This is a genomic window from Micromonospora sp. ATLC16 (genome assembly GCF_057196645.1).
In genome coordinates, this window is record NZ_JBXUOW010000003.1 from 62,285 (window position 1) to 78,499 (window position 16,215).

Below are 16,215 nucleotides of genomic sequence, written 5' to 3' on the forward strand. Positions count from 1 at the left end.
ACTGCAACGCAACTCCCGTTTTTACCAGTTGCACTCCGTGGTGAAGCGACCTGCGCCTTTTCCCGTGACAGACTCGGAGGGTGACCGCGAGCCCCACCGTTCGACGCCGCCGCATCGCCCGGGAACTACGCCAGTTGCGGGAACGCGCCGGAATGACCCTGGATGTCGCCGCCCGACAGTTGGACATGTCCAAGAGCAACCTGTCCCGCATCGAGAACGCGCAGATCGGCATCAAGCCGCGCGATGTCCGGGCCGCGCTCGCGCTGTACCAGGTCACCGGCAACGACGCCGAGGCGCTCATCGAGATCGCCCGGGGCGCACAGCAGCGCGGCTGGTGGCAGCACTACAGCGACGTACTCCCGGAATGGTTCGAGTTCTACGTGGGACTGGAGGCCGAGGCCGCCACCCTGCGCACGTACGAGGCCGAGGCGGTGCCCGGCCTGTTGCAGACCGAGGCGTACGCCCGCGAGGTGTACCGGCTGACCGCCGGCGAGGACGATCTGGACCGCAAGGTGGCCGCCCGGCTACGCCGGCAGGACGTGCTGCGCGGCGACGAACCGGTGGAGTTGTCGGTGGTGCTGAACGAGGCGGTATTGCTACGCCCTGTCAGCAGTCGCACCGTCATGGCGGGCCAGACGAGCCACCTGGAAACCCTGGCTCAACTACCTAACGTAACCATCCAGGTACTTCCGTTCGACGCCGGGGGACATCCGGCCATGAACTCGCCATACGTGATCCTCACGTTCGCCGACGCGGCCGACGCGGCCGTTGTCTACCTGGAAAATCTCTCCATGGGCCTGGCACTGGAGGAGGCCGCTCAGGTGCGCTCGTATAGCCTTGTGCACGAGAGGCTGTGCAGTCTGGCGCTCGATCCAGCGGCGTCCCTGATCCGCCTGAAGGAAGCTTCTCGTTACTTTACGTGACCGCTGCATCGCGGTCACTCTGGGTATCGACGAAGGGATCGCGATGACCGCGCTCGACCTGTCCCGGGCGAAGTGGCGCACCAGCACGCGCAGTGTGGGCAACGGCAACTGCGTCGAGGTGGCCACCATCGACGGCAGGGTCGCGGTTCGGGACAGCAAGGACCGTCACGGCTCCGTGCTGGCCTTCCCACCATCGGCGTGGAACGCCTTCGTCACCAGCGTCCACACCCGCTGACCCCACCATCGCCCCGGGTCGTGATGCGGCCCAGTCCGTAGCTGACCGCGCCGCCATAGTCGACCGTCCGCCCGAGCAGACACGGCCAGAACAGCCCAACCATCACCGCAGGGGTGAGGGCAGGGGCAGAGGCGGTGCGAGACTGGGCCGTGCTCTCCGACGTGCCTATCGACCTGCCGGTGCGGGCGGTGCTGCCGGCGCTGGTGACGGCGCTGGGCTCGGCCGGCAGCGCGGTCCTGGTCGCCCCGCCGGGCACCGGTAAGACCAGCCTCGCCCCGCTCGCCGTGGCCGACGCGGTGAACGGGCGGGTGATCGTCGCTCAGCCTCGCCGGGTGGCCGCCCGGGCTGCGGCCCGCCGGATGGCGGCGCTGCTCGGGGAGCCGGTCGGCGGTCGGGTCGGCTACGCGGTTCGGGGCGAACGGCGGGCCGGACCGCGTACCCGAATCGAGGTGGTCACCACCGGGCTGCTGGTACGCCGGATGCATCACGACCCGGAGTTGGCCGGCGTCGATGCGGTGCTGCTCGACGAGATTCACGAACGTCAGCTCGACGCGGATCTGGCGCTCGCCTTCAGCGTCGAGTCCCGGGCGACCCTGCGGCCAGAGCTGTGGCTGTTGGCCATGTCGGCGACCCCGGAGGCGGACCGCTTCGCCGCCCTGCTCGGCGGCGCCGTGCCGGCGCCGGTGGTGCGGGCCTCGTCGGCGCTGCATCCGGTGACCCGCATCTGGACGCCACCACCCCGACCCGTGCTGCCACCCGGCGCGGGCCCGGTGGACCGGGCACTGCTCGATCACGTCGCGGCCACCGTCCGACGGGCTCTCGTCGAACAGGAGGGCGACCTGCTGGTCTTCCTGCCCGGCGTGGGCGAGATCGCCGCCGTCGCCGGCCGACTTGTCGAACTACAGGGCAGCGTCGACGTGCTACGCCTGCACGGCCGCCAAAGCGGCGCCGAGCAGGACGCGGCACTGCGGCCGGGAGACCGGCGGCGGGTGGTGCTGGCCACGGCGGTGGCGGAGAGCAGTTTGACCGTGCCAGGTGTACGGACGGTGGTGGACGCGGGCCTGTCCCGGGTGGCTCGGCTGGACCTGAACCGAGGGTTGGGTGCCCTGGTCACCGTGCCGGTGTCCCGCGCGGCGGCGACCCAACGGGCTGGCCGGGCCGGTCGGGAGGCACCCGGCCAGGTCTACCGCTGCTGGTCGCCGGGGGCGCACGAGCGGTTGCCTGCGCAACCGGAACCGGAGATCGCCACCGCCGACCTGACCGGGTTCGCCCTCGAACTCGCCGCCTGGGGTGCCCCGGGTGGGACCGGGCTCGCGCTACCCGATGTGCCGCCGGCTGCGGCGATGACGGTGGCGGGCGAGACCCTGACCGCACTCGGTGCGATTGACGCGAACGGGCGGATCACCGCGCGGGGCCGGGCCGTGGTCGCCGTCGGAGCACATCCGCGACTTGCCCGAGCGTTGCTCGACGGGGCCAACCGGGTCGGTGCCGATCGTGCCGCACAGGTGGTCGCGCTGCTCGCGGAGTCGACCGTGGCCGGTGCCGGCGACGATCTCGGTGCCGCCTGGCGTCGGTTGCGCTCCGGCACGGACCCGGCCGCCACCGCCCGCTGGCGCGCGGAGGTTCGCCGGCTTCGCTCCGCCCTGCTGTCCACCGAGGCAGCCCAGCCGAGCGACGGTCAGACCGGCGACAACCAGTCGAGCGGTAGGGCGGCTGACGGCCATGCTGGCGACGGCGAGGCCCGCGACGGCCGAGCAGGCGCCCGCCAGGCGAACCACACACACGCGGAGGGCCCACGAGCGGACGGCGCGCGGGCTTCTGGTGGGCTGGCGGGCAGCGGCCGAGGGGGCGGCGAGCGGGTGGCGTGGTTGCCCGACGAGCTTGCCGCCGGTTTGCTGGTCGGGTTGGCGTACCCGGAAAGGTTGGCCCGGGTGCGGCGGCCGGGCGGTTCGGCGTACCTGATGAGTGGCGGGACCGCGGCGGAGTTGGCCCCCGGGTCGGGGCTGGCGGGCGTCGACTGGTTGGCCGTCGCGGTGGCCGACCGTGCTCCCGGGGCACCGGCCGCCCGGATCCGGCTCGCCGCCGTCCTCGACGAGGCGACCGCCCGCGAGGCAGCGGTTTCGCTGCTGCGCACAGAGCGGGAGATCGGCTGGTCGGGTGGGGACGTGGTGGCCAGGGAGGTGCTCCGGCTGGGTGCCATCGAGCTGGTCGACCGTCCGCTGGCCCGACCGGACCGGGAGGCGGTGGCCGACGCGCTGCTGACCGGCCTGCGCGAGACCGGGCTGGACGTGCTGACCTGGACGCCGGCGGCCAGGGCGCTGCGCGAGCGGCTGGCGTTCTGCCGGTACGCGCTCGGCGACGACTGGCCCGACGTCTCCGACGAGGCGTTGCTGGCCGGCGCGCCGCACTGGCTCGGGCCGGAGCTGGCCGGTGCCCGACGCCGGGCCGACCTGGCTCGCGTCGACGTGACCGGTGCGCTCCGCCGGCTGCTGCCCTGGCCGCTGGCCGGGCGGCTGGACGAGCTGGCACCGGAGCGGATCGCGGTGCCCAGCGGTTCACGGATCCGGGTCGACTACGCCGACCCGGCCGCACCAGTGCTCGCGGTCCGGCTCCAGGAGACCTTCGGCTGGCCCGAGGCACCCCGAGTCGGTGGCGGTCGGGTGCCGGTGCTGCTGCACCTGCTCTCCCCCGCCGGCCGACCGGTGGCGGTCACCGCCGACCTTGCCTCGTTCTGGCGTTCCGGCTACCGCCAGGTCCGTGCCGAGCTGCGCGGACGCTATCCGCGCCACCCCTGGCCGGAGGATCCGACCACCGCCACGCCGACCCGACGGGCCGGGCGGCGTTCCTGAGGGCTCACGACTCGTCGACCACGTCGGCGATGACGACGGTGATGTTGTCGGGGCCACCGGCCTGCAACGCCAGGTCGATGAGTCGGCGCGCGCAGGCGTCCCGCTCCGGCTGGCCGACCAGCACCTCGGCCAGGGTCTCGGCGCGTACGACGTTGGACAGTCCGTCGCTGCACAGCAGCCAGCGGTCACCGGCTCGGGGCACCATCGTCGCGTACGTCGGGGAGACCTCGTCGCCCTGCAACGCCTGGGTCACCACGGCCCGGCGGGGATGGCTGCCGGCCTGGTCCGGCGTGATCAGCCCCTGGTCGACGAGCAGCTGCACGAAAGTGTCGTCCCGGGTGATCTGCTTGAGTACACCGTCGCGGAACAGGTAGGCCCGGGAGTCACCCACGTGGGCCAGCGCCAGGCAGCTGCCGGTACGCGCGAACAGCAGCGCGGTCAGCGTGGTGCCCATGCCCTGCCGCTGGGGATCCTCGGCGACCGCCTGACGGATCCGTTCGGTGGCCAGCTGGATGCCGTTCTGCAACGCGGCGACCAGCACGTCCTCCGGCGTCTCCAGATCGAGCGGTGCGACGGCTCCGATGGCGATGGCGCTGGCCAGGTCACCGGCGGCCATGCCGCCCATGCCGTCGGCGACGGCGACCAGCCAGGTGCCGGAGTGCAACGCGTCCTGGTTTCCGCTGCGGATCAGCCCACGGTCGCTCGTCCCGGCGGAACGCAGCTTCAGGGTCATGGCACGCAGCCTGCCAGGAATAGGGCTCGGTTGTCTCTAGGAGATCAGGACCGCTCGGCGTGGCGCGGCAAATCTCACCGAGGGTGAACATGAATTCTCATCGGATGCGATCGATTGACATGTCCTGCGCGTCCTGGAAACATGCCCGATACCTGGGAGCGCTCCCAGCTTCGACCCCCACCACGCCTATCCCGTCCCGCTCGTCGGAAGGACTCCCCCGTGACGCCATCCCGACGTCGCCTCGCGGTGCTCGCCGCGGCGACCGCCATGGCGCTGGTCGGCGTCAGCGCCGGCACCGCGTTCGCAGATCCGCCCGCCGACGCGCCCGAGCAGATCGGCAACGGTGACTTCAGCGAGGGCTCATCACCCTGGTTCTCGTACGGCACCAACACGCTCGGCGTCGTCGATGGCGAGCTCTGCGCCACCGTGGCCGGCGGCCTGGCCAACCCCTGGGACGCCGGCATCGGCCACGACGCGCTTCCGCTGATCGCCGGCGCCGAGTACACCCTCGGCTTCGACGTCACCGCCACGCCTGGCGGCTCGGTCACCGCCGTGCTGCAACTCGGCAGCGATCCCTACACCGGCTACTACGCGGTCACCGCCGCCGCGACGCCGACCCAGCAGCGCGTCGAGCGCACCTTCGTCGCTCCCAACGACGACGAACGCGCCCAGCTGATCTTCCAGGTCGGCGGCAGCGCCGAGGCGCAGACCGTCTGCCTGGACAACGTCTCGCTGCGCGGTGGCAACCCGCCCGAGCCGTACGTGCCGGACACCGGCCCCCGGGTGCGGGTGAACCAGGTCGGCTACCTGCCCGGCGGGCCGAAGAACGCCACAGTGGTCACCGACGCCACCGAGGCGCTGCCCTGGGAGCTGCACTCCGCCTCCGGAGCCGTGCTGGCTCGCGGCACCACCACGCCCCGCGGAGTCGACCAGGCGTCGGCACAGAACGTGCACTCGCTGGACTTCTCGTCGTACCGCACCCCAGGACAGGGGCTGACGCTGGCCGTTGACGGCGAGGTCAGCCACCCGTTCGACATCTCCGGCACGCTCTACGACCAGTTGCGGTCGGACGCCCTACAGTTCTTCTACATCCAGCGCAGCGGCATCGCCATCGACGGTGACCTGGTCGGCGAGGAGTACGCCCGTCCCGCCGGTCACCTCGACGTCGCGCCGAACCAGGGCGACACCAACGTGCCCTGTGTCGCCAACTCCTGTGACTACCGGCTCGACGTACGCGGCGGCTGGTACGACGCGGGCGACCACGGCAAGTACGTGGTCAACGGCGGTATCGCCACCTACCAGTTGCTGAGCGCCTTCGAGCGGACCAAGAACGCCGCCACGGCCGGCTTCGGCGCCGACCTCGGCGACGGGACGCTGCGGCTGCCCGAGCGGGACAACGGGGTGCCGGACATCCTCGACGAGGCCCGCTGGGAGCTGGAGTTCCTGATGCGGATGCAGGTGCCGGCTGGCAAGCCGCTGGCCGGGATGGCCCACCACAAGATCCACGACCGGAACTGGACCGGGCTGCCGATGCAGCCCGAGGACGACCCGGAGCCGCGTGAGCTGCACCCGCCGTCCACCGCCGCCACTCTGAACCTGGCCGCCACGGCCGCCCAGTGTGCCCGACTGTTCGCCCCGTACGACAGGGAGTTCGCGCAGCGCTGCGGCAGCGCGGCGAAGACCGCCTACGCGGCGGCCGAGGCCAACCCGGCCCGGTACGCCCCGTCCACCGGCAACGGTGGTGGCCCGTACGACGACACGAACGTCACCGACGAGTTCTACTGGGCCGCCGCCGAGCTGTACCTGACCACCGGCGAGACCACCTACCTGACCGATCTGACCGCCTCGCCGCACCACACCGGCGACGTCTTCGACGCCCGGGGCTTCGGCTGGCAGAGCGTGGCGGCGCTGGGCCGCCTCGACCTGGCGACGGTGCCGAACGGGCTGCCAGCCGCCGAGCGGACCCGGATCCGCGAGTCGGTCGTCGCCGCCGCCGACAGCTACCTCGCCGAGATCCGCAGGCAGGCGTACGGGCTGCCCATGCCCGGCGACCCGAACAGCTACTTCTGGGGCGGCAACGGTGCCATCATCAACAACGCGGTCGTGCTGGCCACCGCGTTCGACCTGACCGGGGCGGCGAAGTACCGCGACGGCGCGGTGCAGACGATGGACTACATCCTCGGCCGCAACGCGCTGAACATCTCGTACGTGACCGGGTGGGGCGAGCACGCGGCGGAGAACCAGCACAGCCGGATCTTCGGCTTCCAGCTCGACCCGAGCATGCCGAAGCCACCGGCCGGTTCGATCGCCGGTGGTCCGAACGCCGCGCTCCAGGACCCGTTCGTGGAGCAGCTGCTCGAAGGCTGCGCACCGATGTTCTGCTACGTCGACGACATCGCCTCGTACTCCACCAACGAGGTGGCGATCAACTGGAACTCGGCGCTGGCCTGGATCTCCTCGTTCCTGGCCGACCAGGGCGATGCCGCTGCGGTGCCGGCGCCTACCTGCACGGTGTCGTACACCAACTACGGCTCGTGGCAGGACGGCACCGGCTTCACCGCCCAGGTGAACATCCGCAACACCGGCACCGCCGCGGTGAACGGCTGGACCGCCCGGTTCGCCTTCACCGGCGACGCCAAGGTGCGCGATGCGTGGATGGCCGAGGTGACGCAGTCCGGGGCCACGGTGACCGCGAAGAGCGAGTCGTACAACTCGCGGATCAATCCGGGTGCCTCGGTGATGTTCGGTTTCAACGCCACCACCGGCGGCGGCGCGAACCCCTCGCCCGACCTGCTCACGGTCAACGGCGCGCCCTGCGCCGTGTCCTGATCCCCGGGTGGGGTGCCGTCGGCGACCGGCACCCCACCCGGCCCCCACCCAGTCCGCGTTGATCATGAGGTTGGCGGCACTCTGAAGATCGACAAGTGCCGCTAACCTCATGATCAACGCGGACTGACGGGATTAGGCACGGAGTTTGGGAAGGACCTGGTCGCCGAAGGTGTCCAGGAAGGGGCGTTGGTCCTGGCCGACGTGGTGCAGGGCGATCTGGTCGAAGCCCAGGTCGACGTACTCCTCCAGCCAGGCAACGTGCCGGCCCAGGTCGGCGGAGATGTTGACCACCTCGGCGAGGCGGGCCATCGGCACATCGGCGGAGACCACGTCGAAGTGTTCCGGGGTGGTCAGGTCCCAGCAGACCGGGGGCGCGAACACGTTGCTGCGCCACTGGTCGTAGGCGATCGCCTCCGCCTCGGCCTGGGCGGGAGCCCAGCTCAGGTGCACCTGGAGGTGCACCGGTCCACGGCCGCCGGCCTCCCGGTAGGCGTCGATCATGCGGCGCAGGTGATCGGTCGGCGCGTTGACCGTGATCAGGCCGTCCGCCCACTCGGCGCACCAGCGGGCGGTGGCGACGCTGACGGCGGCGCCGACCAGCGCCGGTGGTTGCTCCGGGCGGCTCCACAGCTTCGCCCGGTCGACCCGGACCAGACCGTCGTGGCTGACCTCCTCGCCGGCCAGCAGGGCACGGATGACGTCGATGCACTCGCGCAGCCGTGCGTTGCGTACGTCCTTGCGTGGCCACGCGTCGCCGGTGATGTGCTCGTTGGCGGCCTCACCGGAACCCAGGGCCGCCCAGAACCGCCCCGGGTACATGGCGGCGAGCGTGCCGATCGCCTGCGCGATGATCGCCGGGTGGTAGCGCTGTCCGGGCGCGTTGACCACCCCGAACGACAGCCCGGTGGCCTGCAACGCCGACCCGAGCCACGACCAGGCGAACCCGGAGTGGCCCTGCCGCTCGCTCCAGGGCGCGAAGTGGTCGGAACACATGGCGGCGTCGAAGCCGACCTGCTCGGCGTGGATCACCGCCGCCAGCAGCTCGCGCGGGTGGATCTGCTCGTGGGAAGCGTGAAACGCGATCGCCGTCATGCCGCGCTTCACTACCCACCGGGAGACGGGAGTAAGCAGCGGCTACTCGGAGTGGGCACCGGCGCCGGCGGTGGCGGCGCCCTCCCCCATCCAGACCGTCTTGACGTTGCAGAACTCGTGCATGCCCTGGGCGGAGAGTTCCCGGCCGTAGCCGGAGTTCTTCACCCCGCCGAAGGGCAGCTCGGGGTAGGACGTCGTCATCCCGTTGATGAAGACGGCCCCGGCCTCCAGGTCGGTGGCGAACCGCTGCTGCTCCTGCGGGTCGCGGGTCCAGGCGTTCGAGCCGAGCCCGAAGCTGGTGCCGTTGGCCAGCTCGATCGCCTCGTCGTACGACGCAGCCCGGTACAGCCCGGCGACCGGCCCGAACACCTCCTCCGCCCACATCCGCATGCTCGGGTTCAGATCCGTCACCACCGTCGGCGGGTAGAACCAGCCCTCCCCGCTCGGCTTCTCCCCGCCGCAGAGCACCGTGGCTCCCCTGTCGACCGCGTCCCGTACCTGCGCGTCGACCTCGTCGCGCCCCCGCTCGGAGGCCAGCGGGCCGACGTCGGTGTCGCCGTCCATCGGGTCGCCCACCCGCAGTGCCGACATGCGATGGGCGAACGCCTCGGCGAAGGCGTCGTAGACGTCGGTGTGCACGATGAATCGCTTTGCCGCGATGCAGGACTGACCGTTGTTCTGGCAGCGGGCGGTGGTGGCGACCTGCGCGGCCAGTTCCACGTCGGCCGAGGGCATCACCACGAACGGGTCGCTGCCGCCCAGCTCCAGCACCGTCTTCTTCAGTTCCCGACCGGCGATCTGCGCGATCGACCGGCCGGCGACCTCGCTGCCGGTCAGCGTGGCGGCGCGTACCCGGGGGTCGCTCAGAATCCGGTCCACCGTCTCGGAGCCGACCAGCAGCGTGGTGAACGCGCCCTCCGGGAAGCCGGCCCGCCGGAACAGGTCCTCCAGCAGCAGCGCGGTCTGCGGCACGTTGGAGGCGTGCTTGAGTAGGCCGGTGTTGCCGGCCATCAGGGCCGGCGCGGCGAAACGCATCACCTGCCAGAGAGGGAAATTCCACGGCATAACGGCCAGAACCGGACCGATGGGCTGGTAGCGGACGAAGGCCCGGGTCGCCGAGACCGCCTCGGCGTCGGCGGGCTCATCGGCGAGGAACTCGGCCGCCCGGGTGGCGTAGAAGCGGCAGGCGGCGGCGCACTTGGTGACCTCGGCCTCGGCGGCGGCGAGCGTCTTGCCCATCTCGGTGGTCATCAGCCGGGCGATCTCGTCCCGCTCCGCCTCCAGCAGGTCGGCCGCCGCGGTCAGCCACCGCCCGCGCTGCTCGATCGTGGTGCCGCGCAACTGCCGGTACGCCAGGTCGGTCCGCTCGATCGCGCCGTCGATCTGTTCGTCGGACATCGCCTCGTACGTCTTGAGCACCTGGCCGTTGACCGGATTGGTGGTGGCGATGGTCATCGTTGCTTCTCCCGTCACTCGAAGAGCGAGTGCCGCGCGCCGGGCTCCTCCCGGCGGCGGGCGGCGCGACGACGTTGAATGATGATCAGGTCGACCACGGCAACCACCGCGAAGACGGCGCAGACGACACCCAACCAGACCACGTCGGCACGGAACGCCAACACCGCGAAAACGGTCAAGGTGACGAGCCCGAAGCTGGCCAGCGCCAGCCGCAGGTTCAGGGCGCTGTACGCGTGACCGACCGTGCCACGGGCGCGCCGGGGCTGTGATCTCGTCATCATCTCCACCTACCCCGCCCCGCCAGAGCTAACCGTCGCCGCCATACCCCGGCCCGCCAACGCACGGCGGGCCAGGTGCGGTGGCCCGCGCCGTGCGTTGCGTTACACCGGCCCCGCGCGGCCCGGCCGATCGGGGCATCGGCGGAGAACATGGACCCATGACCGTGAGCCATGCCGAGCCGGTGACCGTCGCCGTCGCCCGCCGAGCCGACCCCACCCGTACCGACGAGATGGTGGCGTGGATGCGGGCCGGCACCGCGCTGGCCGAGGCGTTCCCGGGCTTCCTGGGTGCGGGCTGGGTACGCCGCGCCCCCGGGTCCGGCGACTGGCACATGCTGTACCGGTTCTCCGACCCGGACACCCTGCGCCGTTGGGAGGAATCGCCGCAGCGACACTGGTGGCTGACGTCGGCGCAGGGCATCGTCGAGCACACCCACGTCGAGCGGCGGACCGGCATCGAGGGCTGGTTCGACCCGCCGCGCGCGGCGGCCGTCGAGCCGCTCGACGCGGAACCGACGGTGCCGCCGTCGCCGCCGCGCTGGAAGCAGACGGTGACCATCTGGCTGGCGCTCTTCCCGCTCAACCTGACCGCCACCCTGCTGACCGGCCGGTTGCTGCCCGAGCTGCCGACCGCGGCGCGGGTGCTGGTCATGACGCTCACCCTGACCCCGCTGATAACCTACCTGGTGCTGCCCTGGATCACTCGGGCGCTGCACTGGTGGCTGCACGGCCAGCGGGCGCCCTGGCGCGGCGACCGACGGGCAGCCCGGCACCGGTAGCGGCTGGCCGCCGTAGCACACCGACCCGGGGTACGACAGGGCACTGCCGCATCCCCGACAGCAGTACGCGCCCGACCCGGCCTGCACGCGTAGAGTCACCGTGCTGTCGCGCTGCGCTGTGAGGCTGGGGAAGTCATGCCTGGACGCTGGACCACCGCCGCCGTCTGCCTGCTCGCGCTCGTCGCGTTGGCCTGCGAGGCGGGCGGGGACGCGGCGCCGCGACCCTCGGGCGGCACGGCCCAGCCCGGCTCCCCCCGAGTCGTCGCCGCCCTCGGTGACTCGATCACCACCGGCTTCGGGTCCTGCCTGGTCCTCACCTCGTGTCAGCGCAACTCCTGGTCGACGGGGGACGGACTGCGGGTGGACAGCCACTACCGTCGGCTGCTCGACCGGAACCCGGGGCTGCGCGGCAGGGCACACAACCATGCCCGGGCGGGTGCCCGCGCGTCCGCGCTGGCCGGTCAGGCGGAGGCGGCGGTACGCGACCGCGCCGACTACGTCACGGTGCTGGTCGGCGCCAACGACGCCTGCCGCGCCACGGTCGACGCGATGACCCCGGTGGCCGACTTCCGGACCGAAGTCGACCGAGGGCTGCGGGCGCTACGCGAGGGGCGACCGAAGGCCCGCGTCCTGGTCGTCAGCATCCCGAACCTGTACCGGCTCTGGGAAGTTGGCCACGACGAACCCCGGGCGGCACGCGCCTGGCGGCGGGGCATATGTCCGGCGCTGCTGGCCGAGGCGACGTCGACCGCACCCGCGGATCGGAGCCGCCGCGCGGCATTCCGGCAACGGATCAGCGCATACAACGATCAACTGAAGGCGGCCTGCCGGGCCTACGGCTCCCGATGCCGCTATGACGGCGGCGCCGCGCACCGGGTCCGCTTCGACCTGGACCTGGTCAACCCGCTGGACTACTTCCACCCCAACACCGCCGGCCAGTCCCGCCTCGCCGAGGTGACCTGGCGTTCCTCCGGTTACGCCGACTGATCGCCGGTCTCCTCGGGGCGACGTGGCAACGGAATCCGGGACTCGCCGTGCTGACGGTAGAGCGCGCGAGTACGCTCGGCCAGCTTCTTGGTGGCCGACGAGTTCGCCCAGGTGCCGAGGATGATCGCCGCTCCGGGGACCACCTTGGCGAAGAGCCGCTTCGCCGCGCGTACCCCGGCCATCTGGGCGAGCCGGACGCCGAGGTGCAGCATCACCCGGCCGAGCGGCGCCTGCCCGCCACCACCGAAGAGCGCACCCGCCCGTTCCCGCCCGGCCGCCACTCCCAGCGCCACCCGGGCGCTCGCGGCGACCTTGTGCACCTTCTGCAGCACCAGCAGATCGGTGGCGCGGTCCGGATGCGTCGGGTCGGCGCCGTACGCGGCGGCGACGTGCAGGACCATGCGGGACTGGGTCCAGGCCAGCACACCGACGTCGACCACCGCACCGGGTAGTCCGGCCGCGCCGGAGACGGCCCCGGAGAGCCGGGCCTGGTTGACGAACCGACGTACCGCCTGCTCCGCCAGCGCCTCGGCGCCGATTCCGGGCTGCGCGGCCCGGATCCGCTGCACCCACTGCGCGGCCTCCGGACCGAGCCGGCGCACCGCCTCGAGCGCGAGGTGCTCCGGAGCGTACTGCGGATCCTGGCGCATCCGGTCCCACAGTGTGGCCGGCGGGGCCTCGACGCCCCGGCTGCCCGGCGTCGGCGGAGCCGGAGTGACGGGTTGGCCCTCGGCAGGCACGGGATCGCTCATCACCTCTCCTTTCGGTGGCGCCCATCCATGTGTACCCCGCCACGGCAACGGCGTACCGTCGACCGATCGCACGGCTAGGCCGGGCCGGCCCGACCGACGCGGCAGGAATGCACGAGGATGGCAGGTACGTTCTGGCGATCGGGGCACCGTGAATCCGGTGGCCGCGTTACGCACATGCAGGGAGGCCGCACCGGTGCTCGACCCACACGAGCTCTACGAACTCACCGACGATCTGCCCGACCTCGGTCAACCGGTCCTGATCCAGGCGCTCACCGGTTTCGTCGACGCCGGTAACGCGAGCCGGCTCGCCCGCGAACAGCTGCTCACATCGCTGGAGTCCCGCCCGATCGCCCGGTTCGACCTCGATCAACTCTTCGACTACCGCTCCCGCCGACCGGTGATGACCTTCGTCGAGGACCACTGGGAGAGCTACGACGACCCGGAGTTGGAGCTGCACCTGCTCCACGACGACGACGAAACCCCCTTCCTGCTGCTCACCGGGCCGGAACCCGACCTGCAGTGGGAGCGGTTCACCGCCGCCGTCGCCGGGCTCGCCGCCCGGCTGGACGTACGGCTCACCGTCGGGCTCAACGCGATACCGATGGCGGTGCCGCACACCCGGCCGACCGGGGTGACCGCGCATGCCACCCGGCGCGACCTGATCGCCGGCTACGAGCCCTGGCTGCAACGGGTGCAGGTCCCCGGCAGCGTCGGCCACCTGCTGGAGTTCCGCCTCGGCGAGGCGGGCCGGGACGCGCTGGGCTTCGCCGCCCACGTGCCGCACTACGTGGCCCAGACCGAGTACCCGGCCGCCGCCGAGGTGCTGCTGGCGTCGGTCTCCCGCAGCACCGGGCTGCTGCTGCCCCGGGACGGGCTGCGCTCGGCCGCCGAGGTGGTGCGGGTGGAGATCGACCGCCAGGTCGCGCAGAGCGACGAGGCCACCACCCTGGTCCAGGCCCTTGAGGAGCAGTACGACGCGTACGCCCGGGGCCGGAGTGAGAAGAACCTGCTCGCCACGGAGAACGGTCCGCTGCCCACGGCGGAGGAACTCGGTGCCGAGTTGGAGCGCTTCCTCGCCGAACAGACCCGCCCGAACGACACCCCGGGGAGCTGAGCGGGGGCCTTCAAGCTGAACCGGACGGCGCGCCGGCGACCTCGACGCGTGTCGGCCGGCGGTGGCCGAGCGGTCCCAGCGGGGATGGGGCAGGCTGGCCTCATGCGCCTGGCGACATGGAACGTGAACTCGGTGAAGGCCCGGCTACCCCGGCTGCTCGACTGGTTGGCGGGCACCCGCCCGGACGTGGTCTGCCTTCAGGAGACCAAGTGCCCGGACGGCGCCTTCCCGGCGACCGAGGTGGGTGAGCTGGGGTACACGGTGGCCAGTCACAGCGACGGCCGGTGGAACGGGGTCGCCATCCTGTCCCGGGTCGGTCTGGCCGACGTCACCGTCGGGTTCCCCGGCGAGCCCGGCTTCCCCGACCCGGAGGCTCGCGCGATCTCGGCCACCTGCGGCGGGCTGCGGGTCTGGTCGGTGTACGTGCCGAACGGCCGCACGCCCGACGACCCGCACTACGTGTACAAGTTGGCCTGGTTGGCGGCGCTGCGGGACGCGCTGGACACCGAGCTGACCAACCGCGCGCCGCTGGCCGTGTGCGGCGACTTCAACGTGGCCCCCACCGACGACGACGTGTGGGATGCGGCGCTGTTCGTCAACTCCACCCACGTCACGCCGCCCGAGCGGGCCGCCCTGGCGGCGCTGCGCGATCTCGGCCTCACCGACGTGGTGCCCACCCCGATGAAGGGACCGCACCCATTCACCTACTGGGACTATCGGGCCGGCATGTTCCACCAGAACAAGGGGATGCGCATCGATCTGGTGTACGCCTCGGCCCCGCTGGCCCGCGCGGTCCGGTCGGCGTACGTGGATCGGGAGGCCCGCAAGGGCAAGGGCCCCTCGGATCACGCCCCCATCGTCGTCGACGCCGACCTCACCCCCACCGTCGAGTCCTTCTGAGCATCGCGCCACGCCTGACCACGCCTCACCCGCTCCCCCAGGATCCGTGCAACTTCAGCGATGTTGCGGCCTCAACGCCTCGCGGGGCAGCACTATCAGGGAAGTTGCAGGGATCATGAACACCTACCGGGACAGTGTTGGTTCGTGTGCGCCCGGCTAGGGTGAGCTCATGGCAGTTGTGAAGATCAACGCGATCGACGTTCCGCCCGGTGGCGGCGAGGAGTTGGAGAAGCGGTTCGCCGCCCGGGCCCGCGCGGTGGAGAACTCCCCCGGCTTCCTCGGCTTCGAATTGCTGCGCCCGGTGGCCGGCGAGAACCGCTACTTCGTCTACACCCGGTGGGAGACCGAGCAGGCGTACCAGGACTGGGCCGCGGGCCCCGCCCGAGCCGCCCACGCCACCCCGCCCGGTGCCGAGCGGCGGCCACCCGTCGCCTCCGGCGCCACCCTCCTCGAATTCGAGGTCGTGCAGCAGGTCCCCTGACCGATCGACCGCCCACCGCTGCTGGCTCGGAGCGGCAGCGACAGGCAGGTCAGGACGGGCGGGTGGTGGTGAGGGTGGCGAAGGCTATGACGTTGTCGGCGTAGCCGGTGCCACCGCCGAGCCACTGGCCGCCGCAGGTGATGAGCCGCAGGCCCGGCGGGCCCTCGTGGCCGTAGACCCGGTCGGCCGGCAGTTGGTCCTTCGGGAAGTGCTCCACCGAATTCACCGTGAACACGGCCACCGAGTCGTCCTCCCGGGCCACCTCGACGGTGTCACCCACCTTCAGCTTGCCCAGGTCGTGGAAGACCGACGGGCCACCCTTTGTGTCCACGTGCCCGACGATGACCGCCGGCCCCGGGTCTCCGGGCGCCGGCCCACGGTCGTACCACCCGGTTTCCTCGTGCCGACTGAGTGGCGGCACGGCGATCGAGCCGTCCGGTGCGTCACCGACCGGCTTCACCGGCGCCGAGACGTCGATCGACGGGATGGACAGGCTCACCGGCCGCGCGGCGGTACGCCCGGCGGACACCCTCGATGCTCCGCCGGAACCTCCTTGGCCGCCGGTGGCCGTCCAGTCGAGCGGTCCCCCGACGGAGTGCCCGAGCCCGGCGCCGGTGGCGAACACGCCGGCCAGCACGAGCACCACCGCCAGCGGCAGCGACCACGGGCTGCGCCCAGAGCGCGTCGTGCGGACGGATCCGCCGGCGCTGCGGGGTGCCCGACGCCGATCGGTCCACGGGGCTGCGGCGCGAGCGCGCCGGGAGCCGATGCGGTTGGTGGGGCGGGGTGTGCGGGCGGCGGTCATGAC

General features: G+C 71.9%; 15 protein-coding genes. 9 read left to right on the forward strand and 6 right to left on the reverse strand.

Features of this window, described 5'->3' with window-relative positions:
* Positions 1-80: 80 nt before the first annotated feature.
* The 3 genes from AC2CHE_RS02400 to AC2CHE_RS02410 all read left to right on the forward strand — a co-directional run bounded on the left by AC2CHE_RS02400 (position 81) and on the right by AC2CHE_RS02410 (position 4,007).
* Positions 81-923: a helix-turn-helix domain-containing protein gene (locus tag AC2CHE_RS02400; RefSeq protein WP_484503218.1), complete on the forward strand. Its 843-nt coding sequence runs from the start codon at positions 81-83 to the stop codon at positions 921-923.
* Positions 924-966: 43 nt separating this feature from the next.
* The gene (locus AC2CHE_RS02405; RefSeq protein ID WP_484503219.1) at positions 967-1,158 is read left to right on the forward strand and encodes a DUF397 domain-containing protein; all 192 of its coding nucleotides are present in this window, start codon (positions 967-969) and stop codon (positions 1,156-1,158) included.
* A 149-nt stretch (positions 1,159-1,307) separates the two neighbouring features.
* Entirely contained in the window at positions 1,308-4,007 is a 2,700-nt protein-coding gene (locus AC2CHE_RS02410) for an ATP-dependent RNA helicase (protein ID WP_484503293.1), read from the forward strand.
* Positions 4,008-4,011: 4 nt separating this feature from the next.
* Here AC2CHE_RS02410 and AC2CHE_RS02415 read toward each other — a convergent pair whose 3' ends face one another.
* Positions 4,012-4,740: a PP2C family protein-serine/threonine phosphatase gene (locus AC2CHE_RS02415; RefSeq protein WP_484503220.1), complete on the reverse strand. Its 729-nt coding sequence runs from the start codon at positions 4,738-4,740 to the stop codon at positions 4,012-4,014.
* A gap of 219 nt (positions 4,741-4,959) precedes the next feature.
* Between AC2CHE_RS02415 and AC2CHE_RS02420 the strand changes: the two genes are divergently transcribed.
* Complete coding sequence (locus AC2CHE_RS02420) at positions 4,960-7,569, forward strand: glycoside hydrolase family 9 protein (protein ID WP_484503221.1); 2,610 nt, start codon at positions 4,960-4,962, stop codon at positions 7,567-7,569.
* Between the two features lie 132 nt (positions 7,570-7,701).
* Here AC2CHE_RS02420 and AC2CHE_RS02425 read toward each other — a convergent pair whose 3' ends face one another.
* Genes AC2CHE_RS02425 through AC2CHE_RS02435 form a run of 3 tightly spaced genes read right to left on the reverse strand, consistent with a single transcriptional unit; the run spans position 7,702 to position 10,394 of the window.
* The gene (locus AC2CHE_RS02425; protein WP_484503222.1) at positions 7,702-8,661 is read right to left on the reverse strand and encodes a TIGR03885 family FMN-dependent LLM class oxidoreductase; all 960 of its coding nucleotides are present in this window, start codon (positions 8,659-8,661) and stop codon (positions 7,702-7,704) included.
* 42 nt (positions 8,662-8,703) lie between these two features.
* Complete coding sequence (locus tag AC2CHE_RS02430) at positions 8,704-10,116, reverse strand: NADP-dependent succinic semialdehyde dehydrogenase (protein ID WP_484503223.1); 1,413 nt, start codon at positions 10,114-10,116, stop codon at positions 8,704-8,706.
* Positions 10,117-10,130: 14 nt separating this feature from the next.
* The gene (locus AC2CHE_RS02435) at positions 10,131-10,394 is read right to left on the reverse strand and encodes a DUF6343 family protein (protein WP_281561949.1); all 264 of its coding nucleotides are present in this window, start codon (positions 10,392-10,394) and stop codon (positions 10,131-10,133) included.
* Positions 10,395-10,552: 158 nt separating this feature from the next.
* Here AC2CHE_RS02435 and AC2CHE_RS02440 point away from each other — a divergent pair, with 158 nt between their 5' ends.
* The gene (locus AC2CHE_RS02440; protein ID WP_484503224.1) at positions 10,553-11,173 is read left to right on the forward strand and encodes an antibiotic biosynthesis monooxygenase; all 621 of its coding nucleotides are present in this window, start codon (positions 10,553-10,555) and stop codon (positions 11,171-11,173) included.
* A 135-nt stretch (positions 11,174-11,308) separates the two neighbouring features.
* Positions 11,309-12,160 (forward strand): GDSL-type esterase/lipase family protein, encoded by an 852-nt coding sequence (locus tag AC2CHE_RS02445; RefSeq protein WP_484503225.1) that lies wholly within the window; start codon positions 11,309-11,311, stop codon positions 12,158-12,160.
* Here the strand turns inward: AC2CHE_RS02445 and AC2CHE_RS02450 are convergent.
* Positions 12,148-12,912, reverse strand: coding sequence for a hypothetical protein (locus tag AC2CHE_RS02450; protein WP_484503226.1), 765 nt, complete (start codon positions 12,910-12,912; stop codon positions 12,148-12,150). The two genes, AC2CHE_RS02445 and AC2CHE_RS02450, sit on opposite strands and share 13 nt — an antisense overlap.
* Positions 12,913-13,105: 193 nt before the next feature.
* On the opposite strand from AC2CHE_RS02450, the gene AC2CHE_RS02455 reads away from it, so the two are divergent.
* The 3 genes from AC2CHE_RS02455 to AC2CHE_RS02465 all read left to right on the forward strand — a co-directional run bounded on the left by AC2CHE_RS02455 (position 13,106) and on the right by AC2CHE_RS02465 (position 15,407).
* Entirely contained in the window at positions 13,106-14,026 is a 921-nt protein-coding gene (locus AC2CHE_RS02455) for a proteasome assembly chaperone family protein (RefSeq protein ID WP_484503227.1), read from the forward strand.
* A gap of 102 nt (positions 14,027-14,128) precedes the next feature.
* A complete protein-coding gene (locus tag AC2CHE_RS02460) occupies positions 14,129-14,926 on the forward strand; it encodes an exodeoxyribonuclease III (RefSeq protein WP_484503228.1) in 798 nt (265 codons plus the stop codon).
* A gap of 169 nt (positions 14,927-15,095) precedes the next feature.
* Positions 15,096-15,407 carry an antibiotic biosynthesis monooxygenase family protein gene (locus AC2CHE_RS02465; protein ID WP_204012123.1) on the forward strand — a complete coding sequence of 104 codons (312 nt, stop codon included), beginning with the start codon at positions 15,096-15,098 and terminating at the stop codon, positions 15,405-15,407.
* A 49-nt stretch (positions 15,408-15,456) separates the two neighbouring features.
* Here AC2CHE_RS02465 and AC2CHE_RS02470 read toward each other — a convergent pair whose 3' ends face one another.
* The gene (locus AC2CHE_RS02470) at positions 15,457-16,212 is read right to left on the reverse strand and encodes a class F sortase (RefSeq protein ID WP_484503229.1); all 756 of its coding nucleotides are present in this window, start codon (positions 16,210-16,212) and stop codon (positions 15,457-15,459) included.
* Between the last annotated feature and the right edge of the window lie 3 nt (positions 16,213-16,215).